Genomic DNA, 12,346 nt, shown 5'->3' with positions numbered 1-12,346 from the left:
GACGGGGGGTGCATTCCCGGGGGCGTTTGTTTTCGCCCCCGCCGCCCCTACCCGCCCCTACCCGTCCCGTCCACTGCATGGGGGCTGCGCCCCCTCACCCCCGCCTATCGCGCTGCGCGCTCGTCCTCAAACGCCGGACGGGCTGAAAGACATCCGCCGGTCCGGCGACATCTCAGCCCGTCCGGCGTTTGAGGACCGGGGGTTCGGGGGCGGAGCCCCCGAGTACGTGACGTGACGTGACGTGACGTGACGTGACGGGAAGGGTGGGGGCGGCGGGGGCGAGAAAAGCCCCTACACCCCCGCCCCCTCAACCGCCCGAGGCAAGAGCTCCGCGTTCCCCAGGACGTCCGACAGGTGCCGCTCGGCCACCGGCAGCACCTCCGGGATGCCGAGGTCCCGCCCCAACTCGTGCGCCAGCGACGTAACCCCCGCATCCCGGATCCCACAAGGAATGATCTTGTCGAAGCTGGACACGTCGGGGTTCACGTTCAGGGCGAAGCCGTGCATGGTGACCCCCTTGGCCACCCGGATCCCCATGGCGCAGATCTTGCGGTCCTCACGCCGCTGCCCGGCGTTGGAGGGCGCGTACTCGGGCCCGTTCAGCCGCGGGTCGAACTCGTCGTCCGTCAGCCGGGGATCGAAGTCGAGGGAGAGCCCGCCGAGCGCCGGCCGCCGGTCCACCGGATCGCCGAGGACCCAGACGCCGGCCCGGCCCTCCACCCGGCTGGTCTCGACGCCGAACTCCGCGCAGACGCGGATCATCGCGTCCTCAAGGCGCCGGAGATGGGCGACGACGTCCACCGGCCGCGGCAGCTTCTGGATCGGGTAGCCGACCAGTTGCCCCGGACCGTGCCAGGTGATCTTCCCGCCCCGGTCCACGTCGATGACGGGCGTGCCGTCCAGGGGCCGCTCGTTGTCCGCCGTGCGCCGGCCGGCCGTGTAGACCGCCGGGTGCTCAAGGAGCAGACAGGTGTCGGGGATCTCGTCCTGGAAGCGGGCCGTGTGGACACGGCGCTGCTCGTCCCAGGCTTCCTGGTACTCGACGGCGTCCGCACCGAAACCCATGCGGACGAACCGCAGCTCACTCACGGCAAGCGCCTCCCTTGCAAGAGTTCGTGGGGCCCGTGAACGGTCCCGTAAGGCTCGTAACGCCCCAAGCCACTGTACGTCCGGTCGGTGCGCGTCAGCTCTGCGGGCAATCCTCACACGATCGGATGAATGAGTGTCGAAGTGTGCGATCGGTCGCTTACAGACCGCTACATTCGCGCCGTTCACGAGGCTAATAAGGGCTGCTCAAGGCATGGCGGCCGACCTCGCCCGCGCCTGCCCGCGCAGGCCCCCAGCCCCAGCCCGGAAGGCAGGAGTTCGCACCGCAGATGACGGAACGACCCGCGCAGCGCACCCCCAACCGTCAGCTCGCCGCACTTATCGCAGAAGCGGGGTTCTCCAACGCGGGGCTCGCCCGTCGAGTGGACCAGCTCGGCCTCGAACACGGTCTCGATCTGAGATACGACAAGACATCGGTGACCCGCTGGCTGCGAGGACAGCAGCCACGGGGCACCACACCGGCCCTGATCGCCGAGGTGTTCACCCGCCGCCTCGGCCGCCGGCTCAGCGCACAGGACCTCGGACTCGACGCCTGCGCACCCGTCTACGCGGGTCTTGAGTTCGCCGCCACACCGGAGGAGGCCGTCGACATCGTCGGCGGGCTCTGGCGCAAGGACTCGGGAAGTCATGCCGAGCTGCGCAAGATCGCGTTCACCCCGGCGGGGCTCGTCGTGCCCAGCAGGGACTGGCTGATCGGCCGGGCCGACGACCGGGTGAGCCGCGGCGACCCCGGTGCCGCGCGCATCCCCGTACAGGGTGGTCGACCGGTTTCCGTCAAGCCGCTGGCCGTGCCGGAACAGGTCAGGCCGCCGTTCCGGCAGCGTGCGGGGACGGAGCGCGGGCCCGGGCAGCGGGTGACCGCGGGGGACATCGCGGCCCTGCGCTCGGTCGGTGAGCTCTTCCGCACACTTGACAACGCGTACGGCGGAGGGCACGCCCGGCAGGCCCTCGTGCGGTACCTGGAGCATGAACTGGAGCCGATGCTCCGCGGCACGTACGGCGAGCAGACGGGGCGCCGGCTGTTCGCCGCGGCGGCCGATCTGACCCGGCTGGCGGGCTGGACCTCGTACGACATCGCCGCGCACGGGCTCGCGCAGCGGTACTTCGTGCAGGCGCTGCGGCTTTCGCAGGCGGCCGCGGACCGGGCGTACGGCTCGTACGTGCTCGTGACGATGAGCAGGCAGGCCGTCTATCTCGGGCACGGGCGGGAGGCGGTGCAACTGGCCCGGGTCGCGCAGCAGGGCGTGGGTTCGTCCGCGCCGCCCGTCGTCCAGGCGCTGCTGTACGCGGTGGAGGCGCGGGGGCACGGGGTGCTCGGCGAGGTGCGGGCGGCCACGGCCTCGCTCGTGCGCGCCGAGCGGGCCCTGGAGATCGCCCGGCCGGGGGACGAAGTCCCTTACTGGGCGCGGTTCTTCGACGAGGCGCAACTCGCGGACGAGTTCGGGCACTGCCACCGGGATCTGCAGCAGTACCGGGCGGCGGCCCAGCATGCCGAGCGGTCGCTGCAGTTGCGCTCGCCCGGATACGCGCGCAGCCGGCTCTTCTGCCGGGTGGTCCTCGCCTCGGCGCGGCTCGGGCTCGGAGAGCTGGACCAGGCGTGCCAGTTGGGGGCGGAGGCGGCTGCGCAGGCGTCCGAGATGCGGTCGGTCCGGGCGCTGGAGTATGTGCGGGACTTCGAGCGGCGGTTGGAGCCGTATCGGGATGCCGCGCCGGTACGGGGGTATCGCGACAAGGTCGCGGCTCTCGGCTGAGCCCGGGGAGGGCGCGCTTCGGCTGCGGGCTTGCTGCGACCGGTCGCGCCGTTCCCCGCGCCCCGTCGACGACAACCGATGCGCCGTTCCCCGCGCCCCTTTCGGGGCCGGGTGCGGCGGGTCGTTCCGGCTGCGGGCCGGCCGTGGCTGCTCGCGCCGTTCCCCGCGCCCCCAAAAAAGGACACCTGCTCGCGCTGTTCCCCGCGCCCCTGCAAGACAAAAGATGGCGCTGTTCCCCGCGCCCCTGACAGGGCAAAAGGTTGCGCTGTTCCCCGCGCCCCTGCAAGACATAAAGACTGCGCTGTTCCCCGCGCCCCTGCAAGACAACAGATTGCGCCGTTCCCCGCGTCCCTGACAGGGCGCGGGGAACCGGCCGGGGGAGTGGAGGTCCTGCCCCGCGTCGGGACCTCCACTCCGGCTTGGCGGGGGGCCTGCGTTCAGGGGCGCGGGGAACTGCGCGACCAGCCACCACGGGCCCGCAGCCGACCTTCGACCGCCCCCCGGGAGGGGCTAAGCCGCCGTGGAGGCCGGTAACGGGGCAACCACCGGCGCCGTCGCGGGGACGCCCAGGTCCTTCAGGAGCGCCCTCGCCGCCCGCCGCCCCGAGCGCAGCGCGCCCTGGACCGTGCTGGTGTCGCGGTGGTCGCCGCAGACGTACAGGCCCGCCAGCAGGCGCACCGGACGGCGCAGGTCGTGCGGCGGCGGCATCGCCGGGACGGCGTCGGGCGTGTGGCGGACCGCCAGCAGCTCCCAGCGGTGCGTGGCGGTGCCGTAGAGGGCGGACAGGTGCGCGCGTACCGTGCGGTCGGTGTCCGCGGGCGGTGCGCCCAGGACCGTCGACGAGACCAGGGCGCGGCCCGCGGGCGCGCGGGACGGGTCGACCTGACTGATGACCGCCGTATGGGCCACCGGCCCCCGGCGGTCCGCGTCCAGGAGCAGTGCCGCGTCCGTCATGGGCGGCTCGTCCGCCGTGTGGTGCACCACCGTCACCGGGTGGCACGGCGGCACCCGCAGACCGGGCAGCAGCTCCGCCGCGGCACGGGCGCCGGTCGCCACCAGGACGGCCCGGCAACGGAGTTCACCGTGTTCGGCCGTCGTCACGGATGTGGTCGAGACGGCGGTGGCCCGCACTCCGGTACGGACCGTCCCCGGCGGCAGGGCCCCGGCGAGCAGCTCCGGCAGGGTGTCGGCACCGCCCTCGGGCAGGCACAGCCGCCCGGAGGCGAAGGCCCGGAGCGCGAGGTCGGCGCACCGGCTGGACGTCGTCAGATCCGGATCGCAGAGCAGCGCCGCCAGGAGGGGGCGCAGAAAACCCTCGACCGTACGGGCCGGCATGCCGCGTGCCGCGAGCGCCCGTCCGGCGGGCCGCTCGGGCCGGGCCAGCAGCCGCTCCACGGGGACCGTCGCGATCCGGCCGAGGGCCGCGGCCAGCCGGGCCTGGTCGAGGGCGCCGCCGAGCGGGGGGTACGCCCGCGACACGGGCGCGGCGGCGGCCGGGGGCAGCTGCCTGAGCCTGCGAGGGGGGCTCACAAAGGCGCGCGCCGCGTCGAGTGCGCCCCTTGCGCCCCCGGCGCTCGCGGGCTCACCCGCCCGGTGCACACGCCCCTCGGCGTGGACGAGGACACCGGCGGCGAACGGGCGCAGGACGAGGGAGCCCAGGCCCGGCGTCAGCCGCAGTTCGGGGTACGACGTGGAGAGGAGCCGTCCGACGCGGTCGAGACGGAAACCGTCGATCTTCTCCGTCGCCATACGGCCGCCCACCTGAGGGGCGGCTTCCAGGACGACGGTCGACACACCTGCGCTGTTCAGCCGTTGGGCGGCCGAGAGTCCCGCGACCCCGGCCCCCACGATGACGACGTCCGCCTGGCAAGCGGGCTCAAGCACGTGCCCCTCCTAGAGGTCGCGCGGCTGCTTGGAGGCGTCCCGCCCCCAACGGGCATCCGGAATACCCGACTTCGGGACGAGAGTAGGGCCGCGACCGGCCGGAGGAACTCGCGCATGAACAGGGCACGGTCGCACGCCGGTCGCATGTGGTCAGGAGCACGGCGCGCGAACCATGCCCGCGGCGACCCGGCCTGCGCCGACCACCCGTCACGGCCGCCGCCGTACCCCTATGCCTGGGCCGCCCGAACGGCCTCCTCGATGCCGGGGAACGCGAAAGTGAAGCCCGACTCCAGCAACCGGGTGGGAAGGACGCGTTGGCTGCCCAGCACCTCCTGGGCCATCTCGCCGAGCACCGCCTTCAGGACGGGCGCGGGCACCGGGAACAGTGTGGGCCGGTGCAGGACGCGCCCCATGGCGGCCGTGATCTCGGCGTTGGTGAGCGGCTCGGGAGCCGTCAGGTTGAAGGGCCCGGACAGCGACTCGGAATCGATCAGGAACCGCAGCGCGGCCACGTGGTCGTGCAGCGCGATATAGCTCCAGTACTGCCGCCCGTCCCCCATCCGCCCGCCGAGCCCCGCCTTGAACAGCGGGAACAGCCGCCCCCAGGCACCACCCTTCGAGGCCACCACCAGTCCGGTGCGGGCGAAGACGGTCCGTACGCCCGCCTCCCGCGCGGGCGCCGCCGCCGCCTCCCACTCCACGCACAGTGAGGGCAGGAACCCGTCCCCGGGGGGCGCGCTCTCGTCCACGGCCCGCGTGCCGGTGTCCCCGTAGAAGCCCATGGCGCTGCCGTTCAGGAAGACCTTCGGCGGCCGGTCGAGGGAGGCGGCGGCCTCCGCGAGCGTGGCGGTGCCGAGGAGCCGGCTGTCGCGGATCGTCCGCTTGTAGGCGTCCGACCAGCGGCGGTCGGCGATCCCGGCGCCCGCGAGGTTCACCACGGCGTCGCAGCCGGACAGGCCCACCGCGTCCACGTAACTCCGCTCGGGGTCCCATTCGACCTCGTCGTCCGCCCGGGGCGTACGGCGTACCAGCCGCACCACCTCGTGCCCGTCGGCGGTCAGTGAGCGCACCAGGGCCGTACCGATGAGACCGGACGCGCCGGCCACGGCGATTCGCGAAGCTTCCATGACCCCATCCTGCGTCAATCACCCCGGGAGCACCGCGCCGAGGGTGCCCGCGGCCGGGGGGCGGCGCCCGGCGCGCCGGCTCTACAGTGACGGGCATGTCCGAGCCGTACATACGCACCGCGCTGCCCGGGGACGAAGAGGCGCTGGGCCGTCTCGACCGCGCGGTCTGGTCCTACCAGCACGCGGTCAGGCCCCGGGAAGAGCCGCCGTACGAGCCGTTCTTCAACGACCGCTTCGGGCCCCGCGACCACCTGGTCGCCGAACTGGGCGGGCGGCTCGTCGGCTACGTACGGCTCGGATTCCCGACCCCGCTCGCGTCCAACTCCCACGTACGGCAGATCCAGGGCCTCGCCGTCGCCGACGAGGCCCGCGGCAAGGGAGTGGGCCGGGCGCTGATCCGTGCCGTCGTCGAGGAGGCCCGCCGCCAGGGCGCACGCCGGATCACTCTGCGCGTCCTGGGCCACAACACGCCCGCGCGCAGGCTGTACGAGTCGGAGGGCTTCGTGGTCGAGGGGATCCAGCCGGACGAGTTCCGGCTGGGCGGCGTGTACGTGGACGACGTCCTCATGGGCCGCAGGATCTGACCCCTGGGCAGCGGCCCTCGGCCGGGGACGCGGCTCAGGACGTCACCAGGTCTCCCGTGTCCACCGGCGACGACGCCTTCGCCGCGCGCGCCGCGTCCTCCGCGACCTCGTCGGCCGTCAGCACGTAACCCGTCTCGGCGTCGCTCGTGGAGCGTGCGAAGACGACGCCGAAGACCTTGCCGTCGGTGGTCAGCAGGGGGCCGCCCGAGTTGCCGGGGCGGACCGTGGAGCGGATCGAGTAGATCTCGCGGGTGACCAGGTCGGAGCCGTAGATGTTCCGGCCCTGGGCATCGATCTTGTTCGCGACCGTGGCCGCCTGGAGGTCGAGGCCGCCGTCCTGCGGGTAGCCCGCCACCACCGCCGCGTCACCGCGCGCCGCACTCGTGTCGAACGACAGCACGGGGGCCTTGAGCCCCGGCACGTCGAGCACGGCCACGTCCTTCTGCGGGTCGAAGAGGACGACCTTCGCCTCGTACGCCCGGCCCGTGCCGCCCACCCGCACGGTCGGGTCGTCGATGCCCGCCACCACGTGGGCGTTGGTCATCACGTGCTCCGAGGCGAACACGAAGCCGCTGCCCTCGCGGCCCTGGGTGCCGACGGCGCCCTCGACCTTCACCGTGGAGCGCTGCGCGGCCCGCGTGGCGGCCGGGGTGACGCTGTCCCCGGAGGGCTCGGCGACCTCGGCCGTCGGCTCGTTCTCGAAGGGGTTGAAGACCTGCGGGAAACCGGCCTCCGTGAGCGCCGAGGTGGCGCGGGAGAACCAGGCCGGAGTCGTCTCCGGCATCGTGTCCTGCACCGCGCCGAGCAGCGCGGAGCCCCGGATCGAGGAGGTGACGACGGGCGAGGCGGACGCGCCGAGGACGCTCGCGGCCACCCATGCCACGAGCAGCACGGAGACCGTGTTCGCCGCGGCGCCGCCCACTCCGTCGACCACGCGCAGGGAACCCCGGTCCAGCTCACGGCGCAGCTTCAGCGCCAGCCGCCCCGCCAGTTCGTGGCCGACCGCGGCGGGCAGCAGCACGGTGAGCACCGCCGTGACCGTCGCGGCCGTGGTCCCCGCCTCCACCAGGTCCATCACCCAGGGCAGCACCCAGACGCCGATGGCGGCACCGCCCACGAAGCCGGCCAGCGAGACACAGCCCGCGACCAGTCCGCGCCGGTAGCCGGACGCCGCGTAGCCGAGAATGACCAGCAACAGCAGGATGTCGAGCAGGTCCACGGAGCTCCCTTTCTCTTGGGCCCCTTAGTACGCGCCGGGCGGGCCCGGTGATCAGGTACGCGCGTGGGGAACCGGCCGGCACACGTGCGTGGACCTGTAGAAACGTCCCGGACCGGGGCGTTGGTTCCACCGGGTGGCACACCACACATCGCGGACCCTCCCGGTGTCCCGGAGAGTGGGTCGCATGTGCGCCCACCGGAGCCCGCCCCCGCGACCCTCCCGGGGCGTGCCGCGCGGAGTGCGCGCCCGGCGGGAGCGCGGAGCGCGAGCGCCCCTCATGCGCCGCGTACCCCGCCGGATGCGCATCGCGCTCACCTGCTTCCCCGGTTTCGCGGTCGTCGCCGGGTTGGTGCTGTGCGCGGCGGGGATCGACCGGACGGCGGGCGGCGCCGAACGTTCCGTCACGGCCAGGGCCGCAGTCGGCCACCAGGCCCCGAAGCCGCGCATCGTGCCCAGGGAACGCTGGCTGGGCGACGCGTCCGTCACCCAGGCACCCACCCGGTACGCCGGCCGGGTGTCCGCCGTCTTCGTGCACCACACCGACTCGCCCAACGGCTACGACTGCGCCGACGCGCCCCGCATCATCCAGTACCTGTACACGGGGCAGGCCGGAGTCCGGCACTGGGACGACATCGGCTACAACTTCCTCGTCGACCGCTGCGGCACCGTCTACGAGGGCAGGGCGGGCGGCACCGGGCGGGCCGTCGTCGGCGCCCACACCCAGGGCTTCAACGTGGGCACCACGGGCATCGCCGCACTCGGTACGTTCACCGCGGGCGTGCCCGTTCCCAAGGCGATGACCGACGCCATCGCGGCCGTCGCCGCCTGGAAACTGGGGCTCTCGGGCATCGACCCGCGGGCCCCCGTACGGCTCGTGTCCACCAACAGCCTGAGCAAGTACCGGGCGGGCACCCGGGGCACCTTCACCGCGGTCTCCGGCCACACCGACGGCTACTGGACCGCGTGCCCGGGCGCCGCGCTCATGGCCCGCCTGCCCGCGATCAGACAGCACGCGGCGCGGTTGCAGGGGCGTCACTGAGCGTTCCGCCGAGAGGTGGGCGTCGTGGTGCACCTGCGGGTCCGTCGTGGCCGGTCGCGCGGTTCCTCGCGCCCCTGCAGGACGCCACCCCGCCTCACAGGTACGCCACAGCGGGCTCACGGAACACCCCGAGCCACGCCTTCTAGCGTCGGGGCACGCACTGACCGGAGGCGGGGATCATGAGCAGTCGCACGAGCACGAGCAGTAGCAGTGGCAGTAGCACGAGCACGAGCAGTCGCAGGAGCACGGACAGCGGCAGTGGGCGGCAGGCCCAGCTCGTTTCTCTGTGGGCGCGGGTCGCCCGCAGCCCCTGGACCGTCGCCTGTGTGGTGGCCGCGGTCGTGGTGGGCCCCTCCGCCGCCACCGCGTCCGCCCTGGACCGCGCCAACGCGGCGCCCCCGCACAGTGCCCCGAAGGACGGCTCGGCGCCGGCCGGTGCCTCGCGGGCGTCAGTCCGCGAAGCGGTCCCACAGACGCGGCAGGCGTTCCTCAAGGAGTGAGGGGTTCTCCAGGTCGAACGGGGTGCCCAGGGGCTCGGGAGGGGCCGGCGGGATGCCCAGGTCGGGGGCGACCGCGCCGGTGAGCTGCTCGTACGCCTCGTCCGCCGCGTAGCCCAGTTCCTCGGCGTCCCCGTCGACCTCGTCGTCGAAGTCCCCGAGGAGGTCGGCCAGTTTGTCCGGGTCGTGCACGGCACCCTCGTACGTCTCCCGGCCCTGGCCGATCAGCCAGCAGCGGAAGAAGTCGAAGGCGTCGTCACCGGCCCCGTCGAGCAGGATCCAGGCGGCGCCCCACAGGTCCCAGGTGTACGCGCGGTTGTAGCGGGCCTCGAAGTGACGGGCGAAGTCGAGGACCATGTCGGGGTCCAGTTGGAGCAGCCGCTCGACGAGCAGGTCGGCCTGCTCCTCGGGGTCGCCCTCGGCGGCCTCGCGGGTCGCGTCCACCAGCTCCCAGAACTCCGTCTCGTCCATCACGGGACAAGCATCGGGCCTGGACCCGGCCCGCGCACCCGGGGACAGGCGGATCGTTATGCGCGCACATGCCCGCGGAAAGCTCGCGGAAAGCCCGACAGCAGGTGTCGGCATTCGGCGGGATGCTCGGCGTATGGAGAGAGCAGAGCGAGCAGTACAGGGGAACACGGGACCGCTCCACGGAAGGATCGCGCTGGTCGCGGGCGCCACCCGCGGCGCCGGACGGGCCATGGCGGTCGAGCTGGGGCGCGCGGGGGCCACGGTGTACGTGACGGGACGCACGACCCGCGATCAGGTCAGCGAGGTCGGCAGGACCACCGAGACGATCGAGGGGACGGCCGAACTGGTCGACGCGGCCGCCCGCGCCGCAGGTGTCGCGGGCCGGGGCATCGCCGTACCCACGGACCACCTGGAACCGGAACAGGTACGCGCCCTGGTCGAGCGCATCGACCACGAGCAGGGCCGCCTCGACATCCTCGTCAACGACATCTGGGGCGGCGACGTCCACCTCGACTTCACGGCGGACAAACAGCCCGACATGTGGGACATGGATCTCGGCAAGGGGCTGCGGATCATGCGCCTGGGCATCGAGTCGCACCTCGTCACCAGCCACATCGCGGCGCCCCTGCTCATCCGCAACCCCGGCGGACTGCTCGTCGAGGTCACGGACGGCACCGAGGAGTACAACCGGCGCTACCGCAAGCCGTTGTTCTACGACCTGGCCAAGACGGCCCCGATCCGGATGGCGTACGGGCTCGGGGAGGAGCTGAAGGAGTACGGCTGTACGGCGGTCTGCGTCACCCCGGGCTGGCTGCGCTCGGAGGCCATGCTCGACACCGCGTTCAAGGTCACCGAGGAGAACTGGCGGGACGCCTGCGAGCACGTACCGCACTTCGCGATCTCCGAGTCGCCCACGTACATCGGGCGGGCCCTGGTCGCCCTGGCCGCCGACCCGGACGTGGCCCGCTGGAACGGGCAGTCGCTGTCCAGCGGCGGTCTGGCCCAGGAGTACGGCTTCACGGACGTCGACGGCTCGGCGCCCGACGCGTGGCGCTACCTGCTGGAGGTGGAGTCGCAGGGCAGGCCGGCGGACGTGACGGGCTACCGCTAGGTCCTGTCGGTCCCTCGTCAGTCCCTGTCAGTCCCTGTCAGCCCGGGTCGCCGTGTCGGTGTAGTACGCGGCGATCCGGGCCGCGGCGTCGGAGAAACGTTTCCTTAGTTCGGCCGGTTCCAGCACCTCCGCCTCCGGACCGAGGGAGAGGATCTGGGTGTACGCGACGTCGTACGACTCGACGGGCAGCGTGAGCGTCACCCGGCCCTCGCCGTCGGGCGGGCCCGCCGCGTCCAGTGCCTCCTGCGCCGAGAGTGGGTCCACGGTGTGCCTCAGCCGGCGCGCGCCCGCCTCGGTGAGGCGCACCACGATGGCCGCCCGCAGGATCGAGCGGGCGAACTGCTCGGCCTGGTCCGCCCAGAAGCGGGGCAGGTCGAAGGTCTCGTCGCGCTCGAAGCGGTCGCCCGCCGGTTCGGCGGAGGTGAACCGGTCGATGCGGTAGACCCGGAAGGAGGCGGGCTCCGGACGCGGTTCCGGACGACTCGGCTCCGGACGACTCAGGTCCGGTCCTGGCTGCGGTTCTGGCTCCGGTTCCGGCTCGATCACCCTGGCGCACACGTACCAGACACCCGCCTTGAGGACGAGCCCGTAGGGCTCCAGTTCGCGCTCCAGCTCCGTCTCCTCGCGCCGGTAGCGTGCGGTGATCCGGCGGTCGTCCCAGACCGCCTCCGCGATCGCCGGCAGCAGTTCGGGGGTCTTCGGCTCGGCGAACCACCCGGGGGCGTCCAGATGGAAGCGCTGGGCCGCGGTGCGGGAGGCGTCCTTGAGGGAGGGCAGCAGGGCGGCGGACACCTTCAGGAGGGCGGCGGAGGAGGCGTCCTGAAGGCCCATCTCGCGCAGGGCGCCCGGTACGCCGGAGAGGAACAGGGCCTCGGCCTCGCTGCGGGCGAGGCCTGTCAGCCGGGTCCGGTAGCCGCCGACGAGCCGGTATCCGCCGGTGCGGCCGCGGTCGGCGTACACCGGGACGCCGGCCTCCGACAGCGCTTGCGCGTCCCGCGTGATCGTCCGCTCGGACACTTCCAGCTCGCGCGCCAGCTCGGCGGCGGTCATGGAGGGCCGGGACTGCAGGAGCAGCACCATCTTGATGAGCCGGGCAGCGCGCATGGGTCCCATGATGCCGGTGGCTCCGCCGGTCGAGCGGGCGGGGTCGCCTGCGGCGGGCCTGGCGGTGGGTTGTGCGGTGGGTTGTGCGGTGGGGGTGCGAGGTCGAGTGCGGCCCCGTCGTGGCCGTTCGCGCGGTTCCCCACGCCCCTGCGGAGTCGGGTCAGTGGTCTGGTGCGGCCCCGTCGTGGCTGGCCGCGCGGTTCCCCGCGCCCCTAAAGGCGAAAGACGAAAGAACAGGGGCGCAGCCCCGTCTTTCAGGGGCGCGGGGAACCGCGCGGCCAGCCGCACACGACCCGCAGCAGACGACCCGGCTCGCCTTCTGGGGGCGGGCGAGGAACTGCGCGGCCCCCCGCAGGCTGCGAACCGGCCGCGGGGGGTGGGGGCGCAGCCCCCAGGAGCCCAGGAGCCCAGGAGCTCAGGAGCTCAGGAGCTCAGGAGCTCAGGAGCTCAGG

The 12,346-nt window shown here is 73.2% G+C and carries 11 protein-coding genes; 5 read left to right on the top strand and 6 right to left on the bottom strand.

Translation table 11 applies throughout. The annotated features are described in order from the left end of the window. Positions 1-291: 291 nt before the first annotated feature. Positions 292-1,089, bottom strand: coding sequence for a lipoyl(octanoyl) transferase LipB (lipB, locus tag ACIOKD_RS09180; RefSeq protein ID WP_402080330.1), 798 nt, complete (start codon positions 1,087-1,089; stop codon positions 292-294). Positions 1,090-1,376: 287 nt separating this feature from the next. Here lipB and ACIOKD_RS09175 point away from each other — a divergent pair, with 287 nt between their 5' ends. Then, positions 1,377-2,858 (top strand): regulator, encoded by a 1,482-nt coding sequence (locus ACIOKD_RS09175; RefSeq protein WP_402080328.1) that lies wholly within the window; start codon positions 1,377-1,379, stop codon positions 2,856-2,858. 510 nt (positions 2,859-3,368) lie between these two features. Here ACIOKD_RS09175 and ACIOKD_RS09170 read toward each other — a convergent pair. Together ACIOKD_RS09170 and ACIOKD_RS09165 are read right to left on the bottom strand one after the other, a co-directional pair. Continuing rightward, positions 3,369-4,742, bottom strand: coding sequence for an NAD(P)/FAD-dependent oxidoreductase (locus ACIOKD_RS09170; RefSeq protein WP_402080326.1), 1,374 nt, complete (start codon positions 4,740-4,742; stop codon positions 3,369-3,371). Between the two features lie 227 nt (positions 4,743-4,969). Continuing rightward, the gene (locus ACIOKD_RS09165) at positions 4,970-5,869 is read right to left on the bottom strand and encodes a TIGR01777 family oxidoreductase (protein ID WP_402080324.1); all 900 of its coding nucleotides are present in this window, start codon (positions 5,867-5,869) and stop codon (positions 4,970-4,972) included. 95 nt (positions 5,870-5,964) lie between these two features. Between ACIOKD_RS09165 and ACIOKD_RS09160 the strand changes: the two genes are divergently transcribed. Beyond that, positions 5,965-6,453, top strand: a complete 489-nt coding sequence (locus ACIOKD_RS09160; protein ID WP_402080322.1) for a GNAT family N-acetyltransferase — start codon at positions 5,965-5,967, stop codon at positions 6,451-6,453. 34 nt (positions 6,454-6,487) lie between these two features. Here the strand turns inward: ACIOKD_RS09160 and ACIOKD_RS09155 are convergent, their stop codons facing one another. Then, the gene (locus ACIOKD_RS09155; RefSeq protein WP_402080320.1) at positions 6,488-7,672 is read right to left on the bottom strand and encodes a MarP family serine protease; all 1,185 of its coding nucleotides are present in this window, start codon (positions 7,670-7,672) and stop codon (positions 6,488-6,490) included. A 277-nt stretch (positions 7,673-7,949) separates the two neighbouring features. On the opposite strand from ACIOKD_RS09155, the gene ACIOKD_RS09150 reads away from it, so the two are divergent. Together ACIOKD_RS09150 and ACIOKD_RS09145 are read left to right on the top strand one after the other, a co-directional pair. Next, the gene (locus tag ACIOKD_RS09150) at positions 7,950-8,711 is read left to right on the top strand and encodes a peptidoglycan recognition protein (protein ID WP_402080318.1); all 762 of its coding nucleotides are present in this window, start codon (positions 7,950-7,952) and stop codon (positions 8,709-8,711) included. A 179-nt stretch (positions 8,712-8,890) separates the two neighbouring features. Next, the gene (locus ACIOKD_RS09145) at positions 8,891-9,211 is read left to right on the top strand and encodes a hypothetical protein (RefSeq protein ID WP_402080316.1); all 321 of its coding nucleotides are present in this window, start codon (positions 8,891-8,893) and stop codon (positions 9,209-9,211) included. Here ACIOKD_RS09145 and ACIOKD_RS09140 read toward each other — a convergent pair. Next, the gene (locus tag ACIOKD_RS09140; protein WP_402080700.1) at positions 9,161-9,679 is read right to left on the bottom strand and encodes a DUF4240 domain-containing protein; all 519 of its coding nucleotides are present in this window, start codon (positions 9,677-9,679) and stop codon (positions 9,161-9,163) included. The genes ACIOKD_RS09145 and ACIOKD_RS09140 overlap by 51 nt on opposite strands. 133 nt (positions 9,680-9,812) lie before the next feature. On the opposite strand from ACIOKD_RS09140, the gene ACIOKD_RS09135 reads away from it, so the two are divergent. Continuing rightward, positions 9,813-10,790 (top strand): SDR family oxidoreductase, encoded by a 978-nt coding sequence (locus ACIOKD_RS09135; protein ID WP_402080314.1) that lies wholly within the window; start codon positions 9,813-9,815, stop codon positions 10,788-10,790. Positions 10,791-10,817: 27 nt separating this feature from the next. On the opposite strand, the gene ACIOKD_RS09130 is transcribed toward ACIOKD_RS09135, so the two are convergent. Next, positions 10,818-11,894 carry a helix-turn-helix transcriptional regulator gene (locus ACIOKD_RS09130; protein ID WP_402080312.1) on the bottom strand — a complete coding sequence of 359 codons (1,077 nt, stop codon included), beginning with the start codon at positions 11,892-11,894 and terminating at the stop codon, positions 10,818-10,820. Positions 11,895-12,346: the final 452 nt, after the last annotated feature.

The organism is Streptomyces sp. NPDC087844 (assembly GCF_044742785.1).
Lineage (GTDB): Bacteria > Actinomycetota > Actinomycetes > Streptomycetales > Streptomycetaceae > Streptomyces.
The sequence above is the reverse complement of the archived record's forward strand: the minus strand, read 5'-3'. Positions and strand labels throughout refer to the sequence as shown.